Here is a 25,819-nt window from a genome sequence, read left to right as displayed (position 1 = left end):
GGGGTGTCCGGGGCGGCCGGGCTTAAAAGGGGGGCCGGCGGATCAGCCGGCCCCGGTCCACGTGGACCTATGCTGCGCCCATGAGCGGCGAAAGCGACCTCACCAAGCTCCTCGGCGGCATGCGCCCGGAACTGAACCCCGGCCGGTACGTCTTCTGCACGGTGGCCGGCAGCTCCGTCCCGCCGGGCGTGCACCCCGTGGCCACCGTCGCCGAGGCCGAGGGGCTCACCCTCGTACTGCGCCAGGAGGAGGCCGACGCGGAGCGGCTGCCCTACGACTACGTGGCCGGCTGGATCACCCTCCGCATCCACTCCGCCCTGGAGGCGGTGGGGCTGACCGGCGCCTTCGCCCGGGAGCTCGCAGCGGCGGGGCTGAGCTGCAACGTGATCGCCGGCTACCACCACGACCACCTCTTCGTACCGGTCGACCGGGCGTCCGAGGCGGTGGCCCTCCTCGAAGCCCTCGCCGCCCGCTCGGCCGCCGGGACGCAGGCCTGAGCCGGCCCCGGAAACAGGCCTGAGCCCCCGGCGCGCGGGCCCGAACCGGCCCGGCACCAGGCCTCGGCCGCCCCGGGGCACCCGCCCGAGCCGCCCCGAGCACCCGGCCCGCACGGCCCGCCGGGCCGCCGCGGCAAGGCCCCGTCCGGCCCCCTGGCGACGTCCTGGGCGGCCGCAACGCACCCCGCACCCGGAAACACCCGCCCGACCCGTACCATGGCCGCATGTCCTTCCTCCGCCGCCGCAGCGCCGCCACTCCCGCGGGCCCGGACTTCGACGTCCTGGCCATGGACCCGGAGGACTGGCCCGGCAACCTCGGGGCCGGTCTGCTCCCGGCCCCCGACGGCAGCTGCCAGGGCGTCTTCCTGCGCTACGACCTGTTCGGCGGCCGCGGCCCCGCGATGATCATCGGCAACCTGCCCGAGGGCTCGCCCGCCCGCGAGCTGGCCGACAAGCAGGTCCCCTTCGAGGTGTCCCAGCTGCTGGCCGCCCTGGAGAACGACGAGGAGGTCGAGGTCACCGGCACCGAGGACGTCCCCGTCATGCAGGGCGACAACCTCCTCATCGTGCGGCGGATCAAGCTCTCCGAGAGCCGCATCTCGTGCGTCCAGTTCGACCGCAGCGACAACGTCCTCGTGACGATCGCCAGCTGGGACCGGCCGATCACGGACGACCTGTACGCGCTCCTGAAGCCGCTCCCGGCGGAGCTCTTCCAGACCGGCTGAGGCGCGGCCGGACCGACCGGCGCGCGGCGTCGCCGGTCCGCGCCACCGGCGCTCACCCGCCCGCGATGTCGTTCGCCGCGACGTAGCCGAAGGTCATCGCGGGCCCGATCGTCGACCCCGCCCCGGCATAGCTGTGCCCCATCACGGCCGCGCTGGCGTTCCCGGCCGCGTACAACCCCCGGATCACCGAGCCGTCCGCGCGCAGCACCCGCGCCCGCGCGTCCGTGACCATGCCGCCCTTCGTCCCCAGGTCGCCCGGCACGATCTTGAAGGCGTAGTAGGGCGGCAGCCACAGCGGTGCCAGGCACGAGTTCGGGCAGACCGCGGGGTCGGTGTAGTAGTGGTCGTACGCCGAGTCGCCCCGGTGCTGGTCGGGGTCCGTGCCCGACCAGGCCTGCCCGTTGAACCGGTTGACCGCGGCCTTGAGCGCGGCCGCCGGGACCCCGATCTGCTGCGCCAGCGCGTCCAGGCTCCACGCCCTGCGCACCGCCCCCGACGCGTACCAGGAGTCGGGGAACACGAAGGTCGGCGCGACGTCCTTGAACAAGTAGCGGTTGCGGTAGTTCTGATCGACGATCAGCCAGGCCGGGATGTGCCCGCCGGACCGGTCCTTCTCGTACATCACGTGCACCACGTCGCTGTACGGCGCGGCCTCGTTGACGAAGCGTGCGCCCGCCTGGTTCACGACCAGGCCGCCCGGCAGGGTCCGTTCGGCCAGGCAGAAGTACGGCTCCTCCGGCAGCGGGATCGCCGGCCCCCACCACGCGTCCTCCATCAGCGCCAGCGCCGCGCCCGCGCGCTGCCCGGCCCTGATGCCGTCGCCGGTGTTCTCCTTGGCGCCCACCGTCCACGCGGTGCCGATGGGCTGCTGCTGGTACTGGGCGCGCATCGACGCGTTGTGCTCGAAGCCGCCCGAGCCGACCACCACCCCGCGCCGGGCCCGTACGACGCCCCGTACCCCGCCCTGCTCGACGACCACGCCCGTCACCGCTCCGGAGGCGTCCTGCACCAGATCGGCCAGCGGCGTGTCGAGCCACACCGGGACCCCGGCCCGCATCAGCCCGGCCCGCAGGCCGGCGGCCAGGGCCTGGCCCATGGTGAGCGGCTTCTGCCCGAGCAGGGCGGCCTTCGTGCCGCGGGCCAGGCACTCGGTGGAGACCGCCAGGCCCTTGGCGTTCACGGCGGCCAGGGTGAGCCACTTGTAGTCGGCGCTGAAGACCACCATGCCGGCCGGGACGGGCATGTACGCCGGGTTCAGGTGCGCCAGTTCGGCGCCGAGGACGTTGCCGTCGATCTGGTCCGGCTCGATGCTGCGACCGCCGGCCAACCCGCCCGGCAGATCGGGGTAGTAGTCGCTGTAACCCTCCATGTAGCGGAACCGCAGGGGGCTGTTGGCCATGACGAAGTCGAGCATCCGGGGCCCGTTGGCGAGGAAGGCCTGCTGCCGTGCGGCCGGCACGTCGGGTCCGACCACGGCGGCGAGGTACCGGGCGGCCTTGTCGGGGGTGTCCGGCACACCGGCCGCGAGGATGACGCTGTTGTTCGGCAGCCAGATGCCGGCGCCGGAGCGGGCCGCGGAGCCGCCGAAGGTGCCGGCCTTCTCGACGACCACGCAGCTCAGGCCGCGGTGGGCGGCGGTCAGGGCGGCCGTCATGCCGGCGGCACCGGAGCCGACGACCACGACGTCGTACTCGCCCAGGACGGGGGTCTCGTCCGTCCCGGCGCCGGTCGTCCCGGCTGCGGTCGCCCGGGCGGCGGCGGCCGGCAGGCCGGCGGTGATGACTCCGGCACCCGTGCCGGCGAGCACGGTACGGCGGGACGGTCGTGCGGCACGTGCGGACATGGGCGGCTCCGGCGGACGCGAGGGCGGGCGACGGCTCCTGATGGAGCGTCAGCATATGCGGGGCGTCAGCACCGTGCTCGCGGCGACAAGACAAGTCAAGGCATACGCGGGGGTAGCGCGTATGCCTTGACGTCCCTTGCCGCCGCCCCTCGGCGGCCGGAGGTCAGCGCGTGCCGACCGCCGCCCGGACCGCCCTGCGGGCCATCCCGCAGTCGTCGTGCAGCCGCCGCAGCAGCAGCCGCTGCTCCTCACCGCTGCTGAGCCCGCCCGCCGTGGGCGCACTCGGTCCGGTCCCGTGCATCGACCTCTGGACGGCGGTCTCGTACGTACGGATCTCCCGCGTCAGCACGAGCATCAGGTTCACGAGGAACGCGTCCTGCGACAGCGGCCCCGCGGCCTGCGCGAGCTGGCTGATCTGGCGCCGGGCCGCGGGCGCGTCGCCCAGTACGGTCCACAGGGTCGCCAGGTCGTACCCGGGCAGGTACCAGCCCGCGTGCTCCCAGTCGAGGAGCACCGGCCCGGCGGGGGAGAGCAGGAGGTTCGACAGCAGCGCGTCGCCGTGGTTGAACTGGCGCGGCAGCCGCCCGCCGGGGCCGGCCACGGCCAGGCCGTGCAGCAGCTTCTGCAGGTCGCCGCGGTCACGGTCGGTCAGCAGCCCCAGCTCGTGGTACCGCGCGATCCGCGAGCCGTAGTCCAGCGGCCGGCCGAACAACTCGGCCGGCGGGCGCCACTGGTTGACCCGGCACACGGCGCCCAGTGCGGCCCGTACGTCGGCGCGCGGCGGCGCCTCCACCGGATGCCGCTGCAGGGCCGCCACGCGCCCGGGCATCCGTTCCACGACCAGGGTGCAGTTCTCCGGGTCGGCGGCGATCAGACGCGGCACCCGTACCGGCGGACGATGCCGGACGAACGCGCGGTATACCGCTATTTCGTGGCGGTACCGCTCGGTCCACTCCGGCGAGTGGTCCAGTAAAACCTTGGCGACCGCGGTCGTCCGTCCTGTGGTCCCCACCAGCAGGACCGACCGGGCGCTCCTGCGCAGCACCTGGACGGGGGCGAACTCCGGGCAGATCCGGTGCACCGAGGCGAGCGCGGCGCGCAGTTGCGCACCCTGCGGGCCGGACAGGTCGAGTCTGCCGCTCAGCGGCTGCGCCGCGGCCCCCGGCATCCGCCGGGCCCGCACGGCGCCCTGCACCGGCACGGCCGCGCCGCGGCCGGGATCGAGGAAGGGGCCGCCGCCGGCCTGGAAGGTGCGGTGCGGTCGGGTCGGGGCGGTCACGGAGGACGATGCTGCGTACATGATGAATACGTATCCCTTCGTGCGCCGACGAGTTGCGTACGCTTCCCGCCCCGGCACCCCACGGAGAGCACCATGGGGAACCATGGGATTCCGCGACACCCTGGGGAGTGCCGGCCGGTGGACCGGGTCGGGAAGGCGCATTCCTACCTGACACCCGGCGGACCGTTGCGTACCATCTGGCGGACCCTGGCGAACCCTGGCGAATAGTCGCTCGGCATCTGACCGGGGGTTAGTGTCAAGTCAGCCGAGAACCTGGGGGCTTGACGTGAGCAGAGGACCCAACACCCGCCTGAACGACCTCTTCGGCCTCGCCGGGTGGTCCAAGGGAGAACTCGCGAGGCTGGTCAACCGGCAGGCGGCGGCCATGGGCCACCACCAGCTTGCCACCGACACCTCGCGGGTGCGGCGCTGGATCGACATGGGGGAGAGCCCCCGCGAACCCGTGCCGTCGGTGCTGGCCGCCCTGTTCACCGAGCGACTCGGTCGTGTCGTGACCATCGAGGACCTCGGGTTCGCAAGACCAGGGCGCACCAGCAGGCGGCAGCCGGGCGGGGCGAAGGACAACCCCGACGGGTTGCCGTGGGCGCCGGAGCGGACGGCCGCGGTCCTCACCGAATTCACGGGAATGGACCTCATGCTCAACCGACGCGGACTGATGGGCGCGGGTGCCGCGCTCACCGCCGGCTCCGCCATCAGCGGCCACATGCACGACTGGCTGCACACGGACCCGGCCCTGTCGATGGACGCCCCCCGCTTCAACGACCCCCTCCACGCCGACCCGGCCGGCTACGACCGGTACGAGGCCGCCCCCATCGGTTCGCAGGAGATCGAGGCCCTGGAGCGCTCCGTCGAGGTCTTCCGGGCCTGGGACGCCTCGCGTGGCGGCGGCCTCCAACGCAAGGCCGTCGTGGGCCAGCTCAACGAAGTGGGCGGGATGCTCGCGTACCGCCACCCCGAGCACCTCCAGCGCCGGCTGTGGGGCGTCGCGGCCAACCTGGCGGTGCTCGCCGGCTGGATGTCCCACGACGTGGGGCTGGAGCCCACCGCGCAGAAGTACTTCATCATCGCCGCGCACGCCGCCCGCGAGGGCGGTGACCGCCCGCGGGCCGGCGAGGCCCTGTCCCGGGCGGCCCGCCAGATGGTGCACCTGGGCAAGCCGCACGAGGCCCTCGACCTGATGAAGCTGGCCCAGTCCGGTTCCGGGGAGCGCACCCTGCCGCGCACCCGCGCCATGCTGCACACCGTCGAGGCGTGGGCGCAGGCGGCGATGGGCCGCGGGCAGGCGATGCGGCGCACCCTCGGCGAGGCCGAGGACCTGTTCGTCTCGGACAAGAACGACGTCCCGCCGCCGAGTTGGATGCAGCACTTCGACGACGCGGACATGCACGGCATGCAGGCGCTGGCGTACCGCACGCTGGCCGACCACGACCCGTCGGCGGCCCCCGTCGCCAAGCGGCACGCCCTGGAGGCGCTGCGGCTGCGCGGCACCGGCTACCAGCGCTCACAGATCTTCGACTACCTGTCGATGGCCTCGGCGTGTTTCATCGCCGACGACCCCGAGCAGGCCGACCGCTACGCACGGCTCGCCCTGGTGTCGATGGGGGAGACCTCCTCGCACCGGACGTGGGACCGGCTGCGCGAGATGTACCGGCTCACCGGGCAGTACGCGGGGTACGGGCGGATCGACGACCTGCGCGAGGAGATCCGGCTCGCGCTGCCGAAGAGCCCGACGCGGAAGGCGCGCCCGGCCGAGGTCTGAGCCCGGCGTGCGGTCCCCGGCCGGCGAGCGGAAGCACGAGGGAACACGAGGGAAGGGGGCCCGCCGCAGAGCGAGCCCCCTTCGGTCTCGTGACGCACTCAGGCGCCGACGCGGGCGACCAGCACGCAGGCGTCGTCCTCGCGCCCGGTCTCGCCGAACTCCTCGACGACCAGGCGCAGGCAGTCCTGGGCCGACCTGGCGGCGGCGAACCGGGGCGCCATCGCCAACAGGCGCTCCGCACCGTCGGTGCGGCTGAACTCGATGGTGCGGGGGGTCAGTCCGTCCGTGTGGAGGACGAGCAGGTCGCCCTCCTCCAGGCGCTCCTCGGCCTGCCCGTACACCGCGCCGGTGGTGGCGCCGAGCAGGACCCCCTCCGGGGGCTGGAGCGCGCGCCCGGTGCCGCGGCGGAAGAGCAGCGGTGCCGGGTGGCCGGCCTGGGCCCAGGACAGGGTCCGGGTGGCGGGGTCGAAGCGGCAGCACACGGCGCTGCCCAGGGCGGGCTGCACGGAGTTCTCCAGCAGTTGGTTGAGCCAGCCCATGAGGGGTCCCGGCGCGATGCCGGCCATCGCCATGCCGCGCAGCGCGCCGAGCATCATGGCCATCCCGGAGGTGGCGGTCACGCCGTGTCCGGTGAGGTCGCCGACCGTCAGCATCGAGGTGCCGTCGGGGAGTTCGAGCGCGTCGTACCAGTCGCCGCCGATCAGGGCGCTGGTGGTGGAGGGCATGTAGTGGGCGGCGAGATCGAGGGCTCCGGTGCTGCCGTGCGGGAACCGGAGGGAGCCGCGCCACGAGGGCAGTACCGCCTCCTGGAGCTCCACCGCGAGCCGGTGCTCGGTCTGCGCGATCTGGCGCTGGCGCTGGAGGGAGTCGAGGGTCTCGCGCACCGCCCGCTCGCTGCGCCGCAGTTCGCTGACGTCGCGCATGACGGCCCACATGGAGGCCGTGCAACCGTCCTGGTCGAGCACGGGCTCGCCGCGCATGTGGAGCGTCCGCACGCAGCCGTCGGTCCGGACGATGCGGAACTCGCCGTCTATGGCCTTGCCGTCGACGAGGCAGTCGGTCACCATCGTCGTCAGGAGCGGCTGGTCCTCCGCGAAGAGGGTGGAGCCGAGCTCGTCGAGGGGGAGGGGGCCCTGCTCGGGGGCGCGGCCGAAGATCTGGTACAGCTCGTCGGACCACGTGACCTCGTCGGTCAGCAGGTTCCATTCGGCGCTGCCGACCCGTCCCTGCGCTTCGGCCCCGGTCTCGGGAGCGGCGGCGGGCTGGGAGAGGTCGAGGGCCTCGGGAGCCGGCGGCAGTCCCTCCTTGAGCTGCCCCAGGTGTTCGCCGAGGTCGTCGAGGTGATGGACCGCCAGGTCGCACAGGGCGCGGTGCCAGCGGCCCTGCGCGTCGTCGTCGTCGACGACGGTGTCCCGTCGTACGGCGTCCACGTCCCCGCGCAGGCGGCGGGTCCGCGAGATCAGCGCGTCCACCGACCCCGGCTCGGGCGGCTGCGCGGGACGGTCCGCGTAGGTGTGGGACGGCATGGAGAACTCCGATACAGGCGCGGCTCGGCCAAGTCTGATGGAAGGGCCGGTTACGACTGTGGCACAGGCCGCGACGGCCTGTAAGGGAATTGGCAACATCCGTTACGTTCGTGCTTGTGGCATATGCCAAGGGCCTCGCTTGTCCCGATTCTTGTGCGAATGTTTCCGGTCAGGGGCTACTCCGGCGTAGCGGTGGACCGTAGCGCCTGAGGCGCCGCGGACGGGCGGTGCGCGGCACCTGACCCGGGCATCCCCACCCCGTTCCGCGGTCCCGTAGCCGCCACTGTCCACTCGGCACCTGAGGCCGAAACCAGCCCCTCCGACCCCCGCCTTCGTGCACCTGACCGAAGATCGCGTAACCCACTCTTTCGCCGTACCGCCCGTCACCGGGACGCCGCCCCGCCCCTCGGAAGGGTTGGGCCCGCCGACCGCGCCGAGGGGCCCCCGCGTACCCGCCGGCGAAGGGGAGGACCGGTTCCGCAGGACGGGTTCCACGCGACGGGAGTGATCGCTACGCTACGTGCCGGTAATCGGACGCGCGGGCGGGAGCGGCATGGCGGAGCAGGGCAGACGAACGTTCCTCACCCAGTTGGTGGCCGCGCCCACACTGGCGCTGGCCACCCGGATCGGGGCGGACGCCCTCGCGCCGCAGCCGGCGCACGCCGTGATCCCCTCGCTGCCCGCGCCGGCCGACCTCGTCGATCTGGGCGACCTGTTCATCCTGGCCGGCGCCCCGACCTCGCACCTGCTCACCCTGGTTCTGGAGACGGACGGCACCGTCGTCTTCCGGCTGCCCCGCGAGGAGGTCGGGCAGGGCCTGACCACCGCCGTCGCCATGCTCGTCGCCGAGGAGTTGGACGCCCCCCTGGCGACCGTGCGCGTCGAACTCGACGACGCCCGGCCCGAACTGGTCTTCAACCAGCTCACCGGCAGCTCCAACAGCATCCGCTCGCTCTACGACCCGGTCCGCCACACCGCGGCCGCCGCCCGCGCCCGCCTGCTCGCCGCCGCCGCGCGCCGCTGGTCCGTCACCGTGCGCGAACTCGACACCCGCGACGGGGCCGTGCACGCCCCGGACGGCAGGAGCGCCGACTACGGCTCCCTCGCCGTCGAGGCCGCCGCCCCCACGCTGGCCGTCCTCGCCGCCACCCCGAAGCCGGAGGCCCGGCACGCCCTCGTCGGCCGGCCGACGGGCCGCATCGACGCCCGTGCCATGGTCACCGGCCGCCAGCGCTACACCCTGGACCTCGACGTACCCGGCGCCAAGCCCTGCGTGCTGCGCCGCCCGCCCACCCTCGGCGGCACCGTCCGGGGCGTCGCCAACGCCGACGCCGTCCGGGCGATGCCCGGCGTGCTCGCCGTCGTGACCGTCCCCACCGGGGTCGCCGTCGTCGCCGAGACCTTCGGCCAGGCCCTCGACGCCAAGGCCGCCCTCCAGGTGTCCTGGGGTCCCGGCCCCGCGGACGACCTCTCGGACGCGGGGATCCGTACGAAGCTGCGCGCCGCCACCCCGGCCCCGCTGCTGCCGCCCCTGCTCACGCCGTACGTCGACGCCGAGTTCGACTTCGCCTTCGTCAGCCACGCGCCCATGGAGACCAACTGCGCGGTGGCCGACGTCCGCGAGGACCGGGCCGAGATCTGGTCGGGCCTCAAGTCCCCGATCGTCGCCCGGGAGACCATCGCGGCGGCCCTGGGCCTGCCGCTGGGCAAGGTCACCGTGCACGTCGTCCAGGCGGGCGGGTCCTTCGGCCGCCGGCTCTTCTTCGACGCCGCGCTGGAGGCCGCCCTCGTCTCGCGCGCCGCGGGCCGGCCCGTCCGCCTGATGTGGACCCGGGTCGACGACACCCGGCACGGCCGGATGCGTCCCGCCACCCACCACCGCATCCGCGCCACCTACGCGCTCGGGGAGGTGCTCAGCTTCGAACACCGCGTGGCGGCCGCCGAGACCGACTTCCGGCACGGCCTGGGCGAGATCATCACCGCGACCGCCGCCAGCCTGCCCGGCGGCCTCGGCAACGGCGCCCTCGCCCAGACCCTGTTCGCCACCACGGTGAAGTCCCCCTACCACTTCGGGCTCACCACCCAGACCCTCACCGAGATACCGACCGGCATCCCCACCGGCTCCTGGCGTTCGGTGTACTCCGCCAACACCCGCGGCGCCGAGGAGATCGTGGTCGACGAACTCGCCGCCCGGCTCGGCAAGGACCCCGTCGCGTTCCGCCGCACCTTCCTCAAGACCGACGCCCAGCGCGCGGTCCTCGACAAGGCCGCCGCCGAGGGCGACTGGGGCCGGCCCATGCCCCCCGGCTGCGCCCAGGGCATCGCCTTCCACGAGGAGTACAAGTCCCGCACGGCCTGCCTGGTCGAGATCGACACCCGCGACAGGGACCGGGTGCGCGTCACCAAGGCGGTCATCGTCGCCGACGTCGGCCGGCCGATCAATCCGCGCGGTCTGGAGGCCCAGCTGCTCGGCGGCCTCACCGACGCGATCTCCACCACCCTCCGCGCGGGGCTGCACATCGACAAGGGGCTGCCCATGGAGGGCAGTTACAGCCAGTTCCACTACGCGCAGCAGCGCGACACCCCCAAGGACGTGCGCATCCACGTCCTGCCCGCCACCGGTGAACCGGGCGGCGCCGGCGAACTCGGTGTGCCGGCGGCCGTCGGCGCCATCGCGAACGCCTACGCCCGCGCCACCGGGACGAAGCCGCGCAGCTTCCCGCTCGACTTCGACGTCGACTTCACCCCGTACCCCCGCTGAGCCCCACGCCCTGGCCGTAGCCGCGCTCCGCGCCCATCCCCACACGCCCCGCTAGTCCCTGGAGTCCCCCGTGCCCACGCACACCTTCACCGTCAACGGGCGCACCGTCAGCGTCGACGCCCCCGACGACCTGCCCCTGCTCTGGGCGCTGCGCGACCTGCTGGGCATCCGCGGCCCCAAGTACGGCTGCGGCGTCGACGTCTGCAAGGCCTGCACGAGCCACCTCGACGGCGAGGCGGTCCGCCCGTGCGTGGTGCCGGTGGCCGCGGCCGCGGGCCGCGAGGTCACCACGATCGAAGGGCTGGCCGACGGGGACGAGCTGCACCCGGTGCAGGAGGCCTGGCTGGAACAGGACGTGGCGCAGTGCGGCTTCTGCCAGCCCGGCCAGATCATGGCCGCGGTCGCCCTGCTCCAGCGGACCGCCGAGCCCACCGACGCCGACCTCGACGCCATCGCCAACATCTGCCGCTGCGGTACGTACTTCCGCATCCGCGAGGCCATCAGGAGCGCGGCGGCCCGGATGAAGTGACGGGACGCCCGACATGACGTCCCTGGCTTCCATGACGTCCCTGGCTTCCATGACGTCCCTGGCTTCCACGGCTCCACGACGTCCATGACCCCGTCCTCCGTCCGGTGAGGGCCCGGCGCTCCCCTGATCGCGCCGGGACCCCACCGCGGGATCCCGGGAGCCGGACGGTCACACCCGTCTGGCAGGTGCCGCTCCGCCGTCAGGCCCGGTACGACACAACCTAGATCGGCGCGCGGCCGATGACAGGGTTCGCTCTGCCCAGTGGCCGCGCGAGACCGGTATCACAGCGCACAGGCAGCGCCGGATGCTTCAATGCGGGTCCGGACGCCGCCGGTTGCCGTCCGGACCGCGGAACGCAGCGAAGGGGTCCGACGATTTCGATCCAGCCCGCCGCCGGAGCCACCGCCCGGTCCCGACCCGACGACGTGCTCAAGGCCCACCGGCTCGCCCACAGCGGCGGCTCCGAAGCCCTGCTGCGCTGGTTGGCCCAGCGCCTGGACGCCTGGACGGCGGTGGTGCGCCCCGACGGCTCCGCCGTCCGCGCCTCCGCGCCCGCCCCTCCCGCGGCCGGTGAGGCCGAGCTCGTCACCCGCGGCGCGGCCGAGCGCAGCGCCCGCGGGGTCCGGTCGGCGGTGTTCGAGGGGAGCGGGTCCGCCGCCCTGCTCTTCGCCCTCGACGAGGAGCCGCCGAGCGGGGTCCGCCGGCCCGGGGGCGGCCGCGCCCTGGCCGCCGTACTGGCCCGACCGTACCCGCCGGGCGCCGCCGGCCTGCTCGCCGACGCGGCCGTGCCGCTGGCGCTCAGCCTGCGCGTCGAGGACGCCGAGCAGCGCCACGAGCAGGCCGCCCTGGCCGAGTCCCGCTCGCGCGAGGCGGTGCTGCACCTGCTGATGAACGGCCGGGTCTCCACCGCCCACCAGATCGCCGAGGCCCTCACCCCCTCGCTGCCCGACCCCTTCCGGATGTACGTCGTCGAGTGCCGCGCCGGCCGCCGCGAGGCGGTCGCGCGCCGGTGCGGCGAGCTCACCGACGGCCGGGCCTGGGTGGTGCGCTGCCCGGTCTACGTGCGCCACCTCATCGTTCTCGCGCCCACGCCCCGCCCGACCGCCGCGTCCCGCCCGACCGCCGCGTCCCGCCCGACCGCCGCGTCCCGCCCGGCGCCCGCGCCCCGGCCGGCCGCCGGGGCCGGCCGCAACCCGCTTGCCGAAGCGCTGGCGGCGGCGGACCGCGAGTGCCTGGTCGGGGTCAGCGACGAGGGGTCGCTGCGCGACAGCCGGGAGGCGTACACGCAGGCCTTCCACGCCCTCGCCGTCGCCCGCGGCCGCGCCGAACGGTACGCGTGCTTCGGCACCGGGGCCGAACTGGCCCTCGCGGCGCACCGGCCCGGCGCGGCCTGGGCGGCGGCCCTGCTCGCGCCGCTGCACGCGTACGAGCCCAGGCGGCCGCAGGACCCGGGCGGCCAGGAGCTGCGCGCCACCGTGCACGCCTGGCTGAACTTCAGCTCGCACGCCACCCGACTGCTCAGGATCCACCGCAACACGCTCGCCACCCGGCTGCGTCTCGTCCAGGGCGTGCTCGGCCTCGACCTCGCCCGGCTGCCCGACCAGTCGGCCCTCTCCCTGGCCCTGCGGCTGACCCCGCGCGGCGTACCCGCGCCCGCCGACCCCGGCGGCGGCCTGGACGAGGTGCTCGCCCACCCCGACGTCGTCCGCTGGGCCGCGGGCCACCTCGCCCCGCTCACCGCCCCGGGGGCCCCGCCCGGCGCCCGCGAGACGCTGGGCGCCTGGCTGCGCCACGACACCCAACTCGTGCCCACCGCCGCGGCCCTGGGCATCTCCGTCCCCGGCGCGCGCAAGCGGCTGACCCGGCTGGAGGCCCTGCTGGAGCGCTCCCTCCTGCAGTCGCCGAGCGCCCGCCACGACCTGTGGCTCGCCCACCGCGCAGAGGCCCTCGCCGGAGCCTGACCCCGTCGCGCCGCGTCCCGGCGGCGGCCCCGTGCTCCGCAGCGTGTGTCACACGCCCCGGCGCGGACCCGTGCGCGGATCATGCCCGCATGAGGCGTATCACTCCGAAACGCGTGCTGGTCGGTGAGCCGCTGGACACCGCCCGGCTGGGCGAGACCCTGCTGCCCAAGCGACTCGCCCTGCCGATCTTCTGCAGCGACCCGCTCTCCTCGGTGGCCTACGCCACCGAGGAGATCCTCCTGATCCTGGCCCTCGGCGGCGTCACCCTCCTGCACCTCACCTGGTACGCCGCGGCCGCCATCGTCTTCCTGCTCGTCGTCGTGGCCTCGTACCGCCAGACCTGCCACGCCTATCCGGGCGGGGGCGGCGCGTACGTCGTCAGCTCCGAGAACCTGGGCCGGACGGCCGCCCTGACGGCGGCGAGCGCCCTGCTCGTCGACTACGTCCTGACCGTCGCCGTCTCCGTCGTCTCCGGCGTCGCGGCCATCACGTCCGCGGTCCCCTCGCTGAGCGACCACCAGGTGGTGATGTCGGTGGCCTTCGTGGTGGTCCTGACCGTCATGAACCTGCGCGGCGTGCGCGAATCGGGCCGCGTCTTCGCCATCCCCACCTACGGCTTCGTCCTCGTCATCTACGTCATGTTCGCCGTGGCCGCGGTCCGCATGGCCACCGGGAGCACGATCCGCGCCGAATCCGCCGACCTGCCCCTCCACGCCGTCGGTACCTACACCGGCATCGGGCTGGTACTGCTGGCGCTGCGCGCCTTCGCCTCCGGGTGCACGGCCCTGACCGGTGTCGAGGCCATCAGCAACGGCGTCCCGGCCTTCCGCAGGCCCAAGAGCAGGAACGCGGCCAACACCCTCGCCGTGATGGGCCTGCTGTCCGCCACCATGTTCGCCGGCATCACCACCCTCGCGATGGTCTACGAGGTGCACGTGGCCGCGAGCCCCACCGAGCTCGGCCTCCCCGCCGACACCCCCACCTCCACCGCCCTCGCCCAGATCGGCAGGGCCACGTTCGGCGACTGGCACGTGCTGTTCTACCTGCTCCAGGCGGTCACCGCGGGCGTCCTCGTCCTGGCCGCCAACACCGCCTTCAACGGCTTCCCGATGCTCGCCTCGATCCTCGCCAAGGACCGGTACGCGCCCGTCCAGCTCTACAACCGGGGCGACCGGCTGGTGTACTCCAACGGCGTCGTGCTGCTCGCCCTCACCGCCATCACCCTGATCGTCGCCTTCGACGCGGAGCTGACCCGCCTCATCCAGCTCTACATCATCGGCGTGTTCGTCTCCTTCACGCTCTCCCAGGCGGGCATGGTCCGGCACTGGCGGCGTGAACTGGCGCGCCCCACCACGCCGGCGGCCGAGCGGGTCCACATCCACCGCCGCATGGCCATCAACGCCGTGGGCGCCGCCATGACGGCCCTGGTCCTGGTCATCGTCCTCATCACCAAGTTCACCCATGGGGCGTGGCTCGTCGTCATCGCCATGCCTCTGCTCTTCCTGGGCATGAAGGGGGTGCGGCGCCACTACGACCGGGTCAGGCAGCAGGTGGCGGTCCCCGCCGAGGTGAAGCCCCGGGAGCCGCTGCGCTACCACATGGTGGTCCTCGTCTCGAACGTGCACGCGCCCACGCTGAAGGCGCTGGGCTTCGCCCAGGGGCTGCGGCCGACCACGCTCACCGCCCTGACCGCGGCCGCCGACGAGGACGCGGAGGCGCTGCGCCGGAAGTGGGAGTCGCACGACCTCGGGGTGCCGCTGCGGATCCTGCACTCGCCGTACCGGGAAGTGGTCGGACCGATCGTCGCGCACGTGCAGGAGATGGCGGCCGAGGACCCCGGGGGCGTGGTGTCCGTCGTCATTCCGGAGTACGTCGTCGGTCACTGGTGGGAGCAGCCGCTGCACAACCAGAACGCGCTGCGCCTGAAGGCCAGGCTGCTCTTCACGCCCGGCGTGACCGTCATCGACGTGCCCTACCTGCTGGAATCGGCCCGCCCCTGAGCCGGACGGACCGGTGTCCGCGCTCAGCGACACCCGGTCCGGGATCGGGCACTCTGTGTATCGGTCCTGTATCAGAGAGTGACATTGGGCGGATTCCGTGTCTCGACGGCCCTCGGGAGCGGCATGATCCCGGCCAAGATCCCGCCGCTTCCGGCAGTCGGACGGTCGGGTCCCTGTCGCACACGATCTGGGGGAGCACATCATGGACACCGCCCACGCAGCCAAGGACGGCACCCTCATCGGATCCGTCCAGCGCGCGCTGCGCCTCGTCGAGGCCATCCACGCCGAGGGCTCCGTCACGGCCAAGCGCCTCTCCCGCCTGACCGGGATCCCGTTGCCCACGACGTACCACCTGCTGCGCACCCTCATCCACGAGGGTTACGTGCACCGCGAGGACGGCGCGTTCCGGCTCGCCGAGCGCCTGCCGCTGCCCGAACCGCTCGCTTCGTGAGGCGACACGGCCGGCGGCGGAGCAATGAGGACGGAAACTGACCTGGTTCGCCCCTACGGTCGACCCAGGCGCCGGGGCCCCACCGGGCGCCACGACCCCGAGGGGGACACCGTCATGCTGCGAGGACTCGCCACCGTGAGCTTCTGGGCCGCCGACCTGGCCGCCGCCAAGGACTGGTACACCGACTTCCTGGGCGTCGAGCCGTACTTCGAGCGCCCCGGGTACGCCGAGTTCCGCATCGGGGACTACCAGCACGAACTCGGCCTGATCGACGCGCGGTTCGCGCCCCCGGGCGCCCGCGAGACCCCGGGCGGGGCGATCGTGTACTGGCACGTGGACGACGTCGCCGACACCGTCGGGGCGCTGCTCGCCCGGGGCGCCCGGGAGTACCAGCCCGTCACCGACCGCGGCCACGGCTTCGTGACCGCCTCGGTCACCGACCCCTTCGGCAACATCCTGGGCGTGATGAGCAACCCGCACTACGTGGAGGTGCTCGCCCTCACCTGACCGGAGTCCCGGTCCGCCGCGGAGCCCGCCCGGTCGCGGGCCGCGGTCCGCTCCGGCGCGGTCCGCTCCCTCACGGGTGCCGCGCGCCCCGACCAGCGCATGTCCAGGGCGGTCAACTGGGCCACCCGCTCCGGCGACAGGCGGTCCGCGCGGCTGCGGGCGTTGGACACCCACGCACCCAGCCGGTACGGGAACCCGGCGACCGTCTCGACGTGCGGCCGCGGCACGTTCAGGTGCCGCTCGCGGCGGTGGAACTGCCGGGCCGCCGCCAGGTGGGCCGCCCACTTGTCCGCCTGCGGGGTGCGCTCGCGGGGCCGCTCCGCCGCCCCGGCCGCGCGCACGCCGAGGACGTGCTCCAGCATCCACCGCTGGGCCATGGACCGCCGGTCCCAGTCCAGCCGCTGCCGCAGCAGCCAGCGGCCGAGGTCCTCGCCCTGGACCACGAGTTCGCCCGGACCGGCCGGGATCCGCCCGCCGCCCTCGACGTGCAGTCGGGCCAGCCGGAAGCAGCGCTGCCAGGACACCGGCCAGGTGGGGCACCAGGCCGGATCGATCTCGTCCAGCGCCTCCCGGCGCTCCGCGGTCAGGGCCCCCGGCGTCCCCTCGGGCCGCCGGGCCGCGGCCCGGTTGTTCTTCAGCCACACGCCCAGCGGGTAGTCGCGCCAGGTCGCGTCGAACGAGGCGAGCAGGTGGCCGTGTTCGGCCGCCCAGCCGCGCGCGGCCGCGAGCCCCTCCTCGTACGCCACGTCGACGTGCGACCACACCATCCCGAGGGCGTCCAGGTGCGCGATCCGCTCCGCCGACAGCGCGCCCCGTCTGCGGGCCCGCCGGGCGTCGGCGATCCACTGGCCGAGCGGGAAACCGGCCGTCCCGGGCCCGACCTCCGTCCTCCGGGGCCCGACCTCCGTCCTCCCCGGTCCGCCCTCCGCACCCGCCGGTCCGACCTCCGCCGTCTCGGGCCCGGCTTCCGCCGCCCCCGGTCCGACCTCCGCCGTCCCGCCCGGCATCCGGTACCCGAACGGCACGCGCAGGTCCCCGGTCAGCTCGGCGTACCGGCGGGCCGCCTGCAGACCCCGCCTCCAGTGCGAGGTCTCCGGGTCGAGGATCCGCAGGCGGATGAACTCCGCCAGGGCGACGGGGTCCCGCGGGGTCGAGAACCTGAGCAGCTCCCGGGCGGGCCCGCTGATCCCGCCCCGGCCACCGGCCCCCGCGCCCCGCCCGGTCGGCTGGTACGCGCCCGGCGCCTGCGGCTGCGCCAGCGCCTCCACCACCCGGGTGTCGTGGGCCCGCAGGGCCTCCAGGAGCCGGGCCAGGTCGTCGTACGCGCGGGAGGTGAGCATGGAGTCCGGGGTCTCGCCCGGCCCGAGCAGCACGGGCACGACGAGCGAGGCCACCTTCCCCTCGCCGGGCCGGATGCGCAGTGCCCGACCGACCGCCTGGACCAGGTCGGGCATCGCACCGCGCAGGTCGGCCCAGAAGACGGAGTCGCACGCGCGGGTGTCGACGCCCTCGCCGAGCACCCGTACCGAGCTCAGGAACGCGGGCCGGGCCCGCTCGAACGCCTCCAGCACGCGCCGGCGGTGCAGCGGCTTGTGCTCACCGCACAGCCAGTCGGCCCAGACCGGGTCGACGCGCAGCCGGGCCGCCACCGCCGGGAGCCCGGCCGCGAACGCCTCGGCCTCCTTCGTCAAGTGGTGGAAGACCAGCGTCCGCTCCAGCCCCTGCTCCACCGCCGTCTTCACCGCCGCGGTCTGCAGGGCGGCGAGCCGGGCCCCGCGCACCGCGTCGGACCTGGCGTCCGGTCCCAGCAGGCGGGCCGCCCGGAACCGGGCGTCGCTGACGTCCACGCACACCACCTGGTACGGGGCCACGATGCCGCGGTCGATCGCCTCCGACAGCGTGAGCCGGTGGCACACCGCGCCGAACGGCCCGTCGGGGTCGTCCTCCATGGACGCCACCAGCCCGGCGCCCCCGCCCGGCTCCTCCTCGTCCCCGCCGGCCTGCCACAGGCGCGGGGTGGCCGTCATGTACAGCCGCCGGTCGGCCGGGATGCGGGAGTTGTCGTGGACCACCGCCCACGCCTTGCCGATCCGCCCGGACGTGCGGTGCGCCTCGTCCACCACGACGAGGTCCCAGGCCGCCAGTCCGGCCCGGTGGGCGCGCTCGACGGTGCCCAGGCCGAGCGAGGCGTACGTGGCGAACACCGTGACCTTCGCGGTCCCGGCCCTCCGGCACCACGCGGCCAGCTCTTCGCCGGACGTGGTGTTGGGGAACCCCGCGTCGCGCTCCCGCAGCGACGAGACGCCGAGGACGGTCCCGCGCCGCCCCGCCGCACGCCAGGCCGCCACCGACTGGGTGAGCAGGTCGAGGCTGGGGACCAGCACCAGGGTCCGGTCGGCCCGCAGTTCCTCGGCGCAGCGGGCGGCCACGAACGTCTTGCCCGAGCCGGTGGCCATCACCACCTGCGTGCGCAGTCCGCCGGCCGGCAGCCGCCCGCCGGGCCCCGGCTCCAGGGCGCGCAGCACGGCGTCGACGGCCTCCCGCTGGTGCGCGCGCAGCTCCTGCCTGCCCATGCCCTCGCCCTCGTCCACGTGTCGTCGTCCGCCGTCCCCATTCTGGCCCACCGGCCCGGACCGTCCCGGGGGCAGCACGGCCCGTCGGCGGGGCCGTGCGGTCCGGCGGACGTAGGCTGCCCGGGTGAGGAAGATCATCCTGATGATTTCCGTCTCGCTCGACGGGTTCTTCGAGGGCCCGGACCGCGAGATCGACTGGCACCTGGTCGACGACGAGGTCCACACGTACTTCAACGACCGGCTGCGGACCATGGGCGGGTTCATCCACGGCCGGGTCACCTACCAGCTGATGGCGGACTTCTGGCCGACCGCCGACTCCGATCCCGCGAACGCCGGGCCGATGGCGGAGTTCGCCGGCATCTGGCGGGACATGCCGAAGACGGTGTACTCCCGGACCCTGGCCGAGGCGGGCTGGAACACCACCATCGAGCGCGAGGTCGACCCCGACCGGATCCGGGCGCTCAAGGCCCGGCCCGGCGGCGACCTGGTCGTCGGCGGACCCGACCTCGCGCGCAGCTTCGCGCGCCACGACCTGATCGACGCGTACGAGATCTCCGTCCACCCGGTGCTGATCGGCGCCGGCCGGCCGCTCTTCCCGTCCGGGGAGCGGATGTCGCCCCGCCCGCTCCGCCTCACCGGGACCCGCACCTTCGGCAACGGCGTGGTGGTGCTCCGCCACGAGCACGTCTGACCCGCCGGCCGGGCCGCCCGCGAGCTCCGCGGGCGGCCGCCGGGCTCAGGGGGTGCCCGCCGGGCTCAGGGGGTGCCCGCCGGGCTCAGGGGGTGCCCGCCGGGCTCAGGGGTGGTGAGGACGACCAGCCGGCGCGTCGCCCGCGTCATCGCCACGTACCGGTCCACCGCCCCCTCGGTCCCGCTCCCGAAGCGGTCCGGGTCGATGAGGACGACCAGGTCGAACTCGAGCCCCTTCGACAGCCGGGGCGTCAGCGCGCGGACCCGGGAGGTCTCCCGGAACCCGGCCGGCGGCCCGCCGATGACACAGGCCGTCCCCTCGGCGTGCTCGGCGAGCCAGGCCTCCAGCACCGCGTCCAGGTCAGCCACCGTCCCGCGGCCGACGGGCACCCCGGAGCTGCGGACGGAGGCCGGCACGTTGGCGTCCGGCAGCACCGCCCGGATGACCGGCTCGGCCTCCGCCATCACCTCCTCCGGCGTGCGGTAGTTGACGCTCAGCGAGGCCACCTCGATCCGGTCGAGCCCGATGCGCTCCAGCCGCTCCCGCCAGGACTCGGTGAACCCGTGCCGGGCCTGCGCGCGGTCGCCGACGACGGTGAAGCTGCGCGACGGGCAGCGCAGCAGGAGCATCTGCCACTCCGCGTCGGTCAGCTCCTGCGCCTCGTCCACGACGACGTGCGCGAACGGCCCGGCCAGCAGGTCCCGGCCGGCCGCGTCGGGCAGCGCCGTCCCGTCGACGAGGCTGTCCCGCAGGTCGCGTCCGCGCAGCATGGTCACCGCCCCCTCCCCGTCCTGGTCCGCCGCGAGCACGTCCTCGATCACACCGGCCAGGCGCTCGCGTTCGGCCGCGGCGGCGGACTCCCGGCGGCGCCGGCGCAGCGACGCCGCCGGGTCGCCGAGCCGCTGCCGTGCCGCGTCCAGCAGCGGCAGGTCCGGCACCGTCCAGGCCCGCGGGTCCTCGCGCTGGAGCGTGCGCACCTCCTCGCGGGTGAGCCAGGGAGCGCACATCCGCAGGTACGCGGGCACCGACCACAGGTCCCCGACCAGGTCGGCCGCGTCGAGCAGGGGCCAGGCACGGTCGAGGGCCCCGGCCAGCTCCCGGTCCTTCAGCAGCCACGCGCGCAGCGGGCCGGCCGGGACGTCGTCGTCGCCGTCCCCGTCCCCGCCCCGGTGGTCGTGGTCGTCGCGGTCCCGGTGGTCGTAGACGTCGTACGCGTCGGGCTCGTCCTCACCACCGCGGTAGCCGAGGCCGTCGTCGGTGCCCGTCGCCTTGTCGACCAGGATCGAGACCAGCTCCTCCAGGATCCGGTCGCGCGCCTCGTTGTGCGGTGCGCCCGGGCCGGGTACCCGGAACGCCTCGGCCCAGTCGTCGGCGGTCAGCCGCACGTCCGCCCACGGGGTCGAGAGCACCAGCGCCTCGGTGGGCGGCTCCTCGTAGAAGCGGACGGCCGTCTCGACCGCCCCCACCATGGCCGCCGACGACTTCAGCCGGGCCGCCTCCGGGTCGGTGTCGGGGCCCGCGCCGGCGCCCTCGGCGACCAGGTCCCGCAGGGTGCACGTCTGGACGCCCTCCTCGCCCAGCCGGGGCAGGACGTCGGCTACGTAGTCCAGGTACGGCTGGTGCGGCCCGACGAACAGCACGCCGCCGCGACGGTGGGCGAGGCGCGGGTCGGAGTGGACGAGGTAGGCGGATCGGTGCAGCGCGACGACCGTCTTGCCGGTACCCGGACCGCCGTCGACGACGAGCGCTCCCCGGGACCCCGCCCGGATGATCGCGTCCTGGTCCGCCTGGATCGTCGCCAGCACGTCCCGCATCCGGGGCGAGCGGCTGCTGCCCAGACTGGCGATGAACGCCGACTGGTCGTCGAGCGCGGCGTGCCCCTCCAGCCCGTCGGGGGTGAACACCTCGTCCCAGTAGTCGCTCACCCGGCCGTCGGTCCAGCGGTACCTGCGACGGCTGGTCAGGCCCATCGGGTGGGCGTGGGTCGCGGCGAAGAAGGGTTCCGCCGCAGGGGAGCGCCAGTCGACCAGCAGCCGGCGCCCGGTGCTGTCGGTGAGGCCGAGCCGGCCGACGTAGAGGGGCCCGGTGCCGTCCGCGGGGACGATGCGCCCCAGGCACAGGTCCAGGCCGAAGCGGCGCAGCGCGCGCAGCCGCCCGGTCAGCCGGTGGACCTCCGCGTCGCGTTCCATGGCCGCGCGGCCGGCGCCGCCGGGCGCCCTGAGCACGGCGGCCAACTGGTCGGACAGCTCGGTGATCGTCCGCCCCAGGCTCTCGGCGACGGCGGTGAAGTGCCGCTCGTCGTCGGCGATCAGCGTCGGATCGGCCTTGGGGGAGAGGCGGTCGGGAAGGTCGAACGCGCTCATGGTGGTCGGGCAGGTCATCTCATCGGCTCCGTCCGCACGAACCGACACATGCGCATGCACTCCGTGAATCTCCGATTTCCGCAGGTCCTGGCAGAGGCCAGTGATTGTGCGCCAGGACCGGGGCCTTGCCGCAAGGCCCCCCGTGCGCTATACGTTGAGAGTGGCAAGGAGTGGGTTTCCCCCTTGCCGCTTTTCTTTTGCCCGGCGGGTGCGCTCCGCCCCTGCCGGGCGCCGCTGCGTCCCGGCGGCGGTCCCCCCGGCCCCGCGGCCCGCTCCGCACCCGTACGGCGCGTGTCCTCACCGGCGTGTGTCGCGGCCGTGCCGGCGCGGCACGCGGCTTACGGTGGGCCGGTGCTGCGTGGTGGCGTGGATCGGGTGGCGCTGGGCTCGTTCCTCGGGTGCGCCCTGCTCGGTGGCGGGAACGCGGTGGGCGTGCGGTTCAGCAACCGTGAGCTCGACCCCCTGTGGGGTGCCGCCCTGCGCTTCGGCGGCGCCTCGCTGGTCCTGCTCCTGCTCATGGCCGTGTTGCGCGTGGGGTTCCCGCGCGGCCGGGCCCTGGCGGGGGCCGCGCTCTTCGGCACCCTGAACTTCGGCGTCACCTCCGCGCTCGCCTACTACGCCCTGGTCCACATCCACGCCGGACTCGGCCAGACCGTCCTGGCGCTGGTACCCCTGGTCACGCTGCTGCTGGCGGCGGCCCAGCGGCAGGAACGCTTCCGCGCGTCCGCCGTGTTCGGCACGCTCCTCGCCGCCACGGGCGTCGCGCTGGTCTCGCGGGCGCCGCTCCAGGCGGACGTACCGGTTGCGTCGCTGCTGGCGGTCTTCGGCGCGGTCCTGTGCTTCGCCCAGGCGGCGGTCCTCGTCCGCCGGTTCCCGCACGTGCACCCCGTGGCCATGAACGCCGTCGGGATGTCGGCCGCCACGCTGCTGCTGTTCGCCGGTTCGCGGGCCGCCGGGGACCGGTGGGAGCTGCCGGAGCGGGCCGCGACGTGGTGGGCCGTCGCCTACATGGTCCTCGCCGGGTCGGTCCTGACGTTCGTGCTCTACCTCGTGGTCATCGATCACTGGGGTGCCTCGCGGGCCGCGTACGTGTTCGTGGTCATCCCACCCGTCACGATCCTGCTCTCCGCCCGGCTCGACGCCGAACCCCTCAGCGCCTCCCTGCTGTTGGGCACGCCGCTGATCCTGCTCGGGGTATACCTCGGGGCCCTGCGCGGCGGCTCCGGGGGCGCGGGGCGGCCGGCGGACGGCGCGCCCGGCGACCCGGCGCCCGGGGGCCGATCCGAACGCCGGGCCTGAAGACTCCCGACGGGGCCGGGCGGCGCCTCCGGGGCGCGGGTCAGGCGAGGGTCGGGAGGGAGCCTCCCTCGACCCGGGTCACGTCCACCCCGTCCAGGTCCCGGCCCCAGGCCCGGGCCAGCCCGGCCAGCCGTTCCGCGTCCGGCGGCGTCCGGCCCAGCCCGATCACGAGCCGGGCCCGCAGCGCACCCGGGCGCAGCGGCCGCGGCCAGGCGTGGGCGTCCGGCGCGCCGGCCTCCTCCAGGGCCCCGAGCAGCGCGCGCAGCCGACCCCGCACGCGGCCCATCGACTCCTCGAACCCGGCGGATCCGTGCGCCCGTACGGTCACCACGGCCCACGCGGCATGGCGGCGGTGCAGCGGAGGCGGTGCCGTGACGTCCGTCCAGCCGCGGGGGTCGGCCTCCAGCAACTCCCAGGCCCGGTAGAGCTCCTGGGTGACCAGGTCCCGGAAGCCCGGTGACACCTGCGCGGTACAGCTCCGGACCGGGGCGGAGGGGGTGAGCACGGTCAGCGCCGCCCCTCCCGGCGCTCCCACGGCGGCGGGTACGGACGGTCCCGCGCCCGCGTCGAGGGCGACCGGTTCGTGCCAGTCCCAGGCCGCCCACGTCGCGAAGAAGTCCCGCAGCAGGGCCTCGTCCCCGGCTCCCGTGCGCGCGGTCGTGGGGGTGGCCGCGGTCGCGACCGTGTGCGCCGCCAGGACGGTCCAGGCCAGGCCGGGAAGGCCGCCGAACGGGCCGGAGTCCAGGCCGCGGGCCCCCGCCCAGGCCTTGACGCGGCGGGCGAGGCGCGTGAACTCGGGCTCGCGGCCGGCCACGGCGGACCGCACGGCCTCCGCGTCGCTCACCGCGCTCAGGGCGACGGCCGCCGCCTCGCCCAGTTCGGACCGGCGCCGCGTGGCCACGGCCGGGTCGAGCGCTCCCGCGCCCACGACCACCAGGTCCACCCCCAGCGTGCCGACCGAGAACCGCAGTCCCGGCACCCGTGCGCCCACCACCCGGCGCAGCGCCCCCGCCTCCGGGAACGCGGCCGCGATCCGGGCCTCCGCCTCCGCGGGATCGGGCGTTCCCGGAAGGACGGCCACGAGGTCCAGGTCCGCGCCGGGCAGGGCACAGCCCATGGCCCGCGAACCGACGGTCCGCACGACCCCCTCGCCGAGCGCCTCCGCCACCCGCGCGGACACGTCCCGGGCCACCCCGTCCTCGTCCGGGCCCGCGTCCAGGGCGGCGTCCGGACGAGACTGCTCCGCCCGCACCGCGGGCGCGGGGGACTCCGGCAGCTCCGGCAGCCACGTGACGGCCCCGGTGCCGAGCTCCACGAGGGCCCGCACCCGCATCGGCTCCTCGCCCCGCCGGGACAGGAGGGCCAGTTCGCCCACCAGCGCCGCCGTCGGCGCGCCGGCGAGCCGCTGCTCGCAGACGGCCGCGACGCGGTGCGGCTCCCGGGTGCGCCCGAGGGTGAGGTGCGGGGTGAAGCCGTCGGCCCGCCCCCGGCAGGCCGGGAAGCGCTCGGCGAGCGCGGCGCGCAGGTGCTGCCACGGCCCGTCGCCGTCGGCCGCCGGGTCGAGCCACACCGTGGCGTCCTCGCGGTGCCCGAACGTGTACACCCCCGCCACCCGCACCGGGAACGGCTCGGTCCGCGCCGCGACTTCGCCGACCAGGGCCGCGGCCCGCTCGAACTCGTGCTCCGGCGCGAAGCCGAAGAGCAGGTTCACGTGCGCGGGCCAGCGCCGGACCTGCGGGTCGTACGACTCCCTCAAACCGTCCACCGCCGGCAGCAGTTCCGCGGGCGGCAGCCAGGCCAGCGCCGTCCGGACCGAAGGGGCCGCGTCCAGCACGTCCGCGCCGTCCGGGCCGGCCGGCCCGTCCTGCGCCCCCGCCGGGGCGTACCGGAGGTCGGCCCGTACGCCGTAGTGGTCGGAGACGAACAGCCCGTCCGGCCCCGGCGCGTCACCCAGCAGGGCCGCCCCCGCCACGGCGGCCGCGCCCCGCACCAGGATCCGGTCCAGGCGCGAGGCCCGGCCGGTGAGCGAGGAGACCGCGGCCAGCGGGTTGACGGCCGGGTCGAAGGTCGGGGTGCTGTCGCCCGGACCGTACGCCTCCTCCCACGCGTCGCGCATCCCCAGTACGGCGGCCGGCCCTTCGGGGGAGGAACGCCCGTCGTTGAAGTCGCCGAGCAGCGCGATCTCGCCGTCCACGCCGGCCAGCCCCTCGGCGATGCGGGCCAGTTCGGCCGTCCGCCGGTCCGTCGCGCCCGCCGAGTGGTCGCTGGACAGGTGGGTGGCCGCCACCGTCAGCGGGTAGCCGGCCGCCGTGTCCACCACGACGGCGGACACGGCCTTGTGCGGGCCGAGTGCGTGCACGCCCGCCTCGCGGACGGGCAGCCGGCTGAGCAGCAGCAGTCCGCTGTCGGCGGCGTCCCGGCCGGCCGGGTCGGCGCCCAGCACGTACCCCTCGCGCACCCAGGGGGCCGCCGACAGCAGCTCCACCAGGGCCGGTTCGACCTCCTGGAGGGCGATCACGTCGGCGTCCGCGGCCGCGAGTGCGGCCAGCAGCCGGGGCCGGCGGCGCGCGGTGTCGATGCGGTCGGCGTCGTACCGGTCCCACAGGGTGTTCCACGTCAGCAGGCGCACCCGGGCCGCGGACCCCGCCGCCGTGGCCGCCCCGGCGGCCGCCGCGCCCCGGTCGGACCCGGCCGGCCCGGCCTCCGGCACCGGCTGCCAGCGCCCCTCCCGCCAGGCGTACGGGGTGCGCGCCGTGAAGAACGGCGCCCGCAGCCGCCGCGGCTCGCGCACCCGCCCGGCCGCCGAGCGCCCCACCACGTCCAACCCGCTCGCCCGGTCCCACACCAGCTCGCCGTCCGCCTCCACGAACAGCACCCGGTGCCAGGGGATGTCGCCCCCGGGTACGAACGACGGCAGCGGCACGCGCTTCGGCGGCGCCCCGCGCTGGAGCAGTCCGAGCACGAACCGCGCCGGATCGAAGCGCGGATCCCACCGCACCTGGTGGTAGATCTCCTCGCTGGTACGCATCCGTCC

At 75.0% G+C, this 25,819-nt stretch carries 17 protein-coding genes; 11 read left to right on the top strand and 6 right to left on the bottom strand.

The genetic code is table 11. The annotated features are described in order from the left end of the window. The first annotated feature begins 80 nt into the window (after nt 1–80). Together IF43_RS0108055 and IF43_RS0108050 are read left to right on the top strand one after the other, a co-directional pair. A complete protein-coding gene (locus tag IF43_RS0108055) occupies nt 81–497 on the top strand; it encodes an ACT domain-containing protein (protein WP_030196010.1) in 417 nt (138 codons plus the stop codon). 224 nt (nt 498–721) lie between these two features. Then, nucleotides 722–1,222, top strand: a complete 501-nt coding sequence (locus IF43_RS0108050; protein WP_030196008.1) for a hypothetical protein — start codon at nt 722–724, stop codon at nt 1,220–1,222. Nucleotides 1,223–1,274: 52 nt separating this feature from the next. On the opposite strand, the gene kstD is transcribed toward IF43_RS0108050, so the two are convergent. Then, nucleotides 1,275–3,065 (bottom strand): 3-oxosteroid 1-dehydrogenase, encoded by a 1,791-nt coding sequence (kstD, locus tag IF43_RS0108045; RefSeq protein WP_030196000.1) that lies wholly within the window; start codon nt 3,063–3,065, stop codon nt 1,275–1,277. 163 nt (nt 3,066–3,228) lie between these two features. After that, entirely contained in the window at nt 3,229–4,365 is a 1,137-nt protein-coding gene (locus tag IF43_RS0108040) for an aminoglycoside phosphotransferase family protein (RefSeq protein WP_030195997.1), read from the bottom strand. Nucleotides 4,366–4,630: 265 nt separating this feature from the next. On the opposite strand from IF43_RS0108040, the gene IF43_RS0108035 reads away from it, so the two are divergent. Beyond that, nucleotides 4,631–6,124: a hypothetical protein gene (locus tag IF43_RS0108035; RefSeq protein WP_030195994.1), complete on the top strand. Its 1,494-nt coding sequence runs from the start codon at nt 4,631–4,633 to the stop codon at nt 6,122–6,124. 98 nt (nt 6,125–6,222) lie between these two features. Here IF43_RS0108035 and IF43_RS0108030 read toward each other — a convergent pair whose 3' ends face one another. Further along, nucleotides 6,223–7,650, bottom strand: a complete 1,428-nt coding sequence (locus IF43_RS0108030; protein ID WP_030195992.1) for a PP2C family protein-serine/threonine phosphatase — start codon at nt 7,648–7,650, stop codon at nt 6,223–6,225. Between the two features lie 553 nt (nt 7,651–8,203). Between IF43_RS0108030 and IF43_RS0108025 the strand changes: the two genes are divergently transcribed. The 6 genes from IF43_RS0108025 (at nt 8,204) to IF43_RS0108000 (ending at nt 15,859) form a co-directional block, all read left to right on the top strand. Beyond that, complete coding sequence (locus IF43_RS0108025) at nt 8,204–10,411, top strand: xanthine dehydrogenase family protein molybdopterin-binding subunit (protein ID WP_030195989.1); 2,208 nt, start codon at nt 8,204–8,206, stop codon at nt 10,409–10,411. Between the two features lie 70 nt (nt 10,412–10,481). After that, entirely contained in the window at nt 10,482–10,940 is a 459-nt protein-coding gene (locus IF43_RS0108020) for a (2Fe-2S)-binding protein (protein ID WP_030195987.1), read from the top strand. A 425-nt stretch (nt 10,941–11,365) separates the two neighbouring features. Beyond that, complete coding sequence (locus IF43_RS0108015; RefSeq protein ID WP_030195985.1) at nt 11,366–12,901, top strand: helix-turn-helix domain-containing protein; 1,536 nt, start codon at nt 11,366–11,368, stop codon at nt 12,899–12,901. Nucleotides 12,902–12,990: 89 nt separating this feature from the next. Then, on the top strand, nt 12,991–14,901 hold the full coding sequence (locus IF43_RS0108010) for an APC family permease (protein WP_030195984.1): 1,911 nt from the start codon (nt 12,991–12,993) through the stop codon (nt 14,899–14,901). Between the two features lie 202 nt (nt 14,902–15,103). Continuing rightward, the gene (locus IF43_RS0108005; protein ID WP_051794883.1) at nt 15,104–15,352 is read left to right on the top strand and encodes a helix-turn-helix domain-containing protein; all 249 of its coding nucleotides are present in this window, start codon (nt 15,104–15,106) and stop codon (nt 15,350–15,352) included. 114 nt (nt 15,353–15,466) lie between these two features. After that, complete coding sequence (locus IF43_RS0108000; protein ID WP_030195968.1) at nt 15,467–15,859, top strand: VOC family protein; 393 nt, start codon at nt 15,467–15,469, stop codon at nt 15,857–15,859. Here the strand turns inward: IF43_RS0108000 and IF43_RS0107995 are convergent. Beyond that, complete coding sequence (locus tag IF43_RS0107995) at nt 15,832–18,432, bottom strand: DEAD/DEAH box helicase (RefSeq protein ID WP_078909989.1); 2,601 nt, start codon at nt 18,430–18,432, stop codon at nt 15,832–15,834. The two genes, IF43_RS0108000 and IF43_RS0107995, sit on opposite strands and share 28 nt — an antisense overlap. 124 nt (nt 18,433–18,556) lie before the next feature. Here IF43_RS0107995 and IF43_RS0107990 point away from each other — a divergent pair, with 124 nt between their 5' ends. Next, complete coding sequence (locus IF43_RS0107990) at nt 18,557–19,123, top strand: dihydrofolate reductase family protein (protein WP_030195966.1); 567 nt, start codon at nt 18,557–18,559, stop codon at nt 19,121–19,123. A 65-nt stretch (nt 19,124–19,188) separates the two neighbouring features. On the opposite strand, the gene helR is transcribed toward IF43_RS0107990, so the two are convergent. Then, nucleotides 19,189–21,504, bottom strand: coding sequence for an RNA polymerase recycling motor ATPase HelR (helR, locus tag IF43_RS0107985; protein ID WP_051794880.1), 2,316 nt, complete (start codon nt 21,502–21,504; stop codon nt 19,189–19,191). 333 nt (nt 21,505–21,837) lie between these two features. On the opposite strand from helR, the gene IF43_RS0107980 reads away from it, so the two are divergent. Continuing rightward, nucleotides 21,838–22,785, top strand: a complete 948-nt coding sequence (locus tag IF43_RS0107980; protein WP_234332009.1) for a DMT family transporter — start codon at nt 21,838–21,840, stop codon at nt 22,783–22,785. 40 nt (nt 22,786–22,825) lie between these two features. Here IF43_RS0107980 and IF43_RS0107975 read toward each other — a convergent pair whose 3' ends face one another. Continuing rightward, the gene (locus IF43_RS0107975; RefSeq protein WP_030195960.1) at nt 22,826–25,813 is read right to left on the bottom strand and encodes a poly(A) polymerase; all 2,988 of its coding nucleotides are present in this window, start codon (nt 25,811–25,813) and stop codon (nt 22,826–22,828) included. Nucleotides 25,814–25,819 lie beyond the last annotated feature (6 nt).

The sequence above is a fragment of the Streptomyces sp. NRRL S-87 genome (genome assembly GCF_000719335.1).
GTDB lineage: Bacteria > Actinomycetota > Actinomycetes > Streptomycetales > Streptomycetaceae > Streptomyces.
This window is presented reverse-complemented; position numbering and strand designations above follow the sequence as displayed.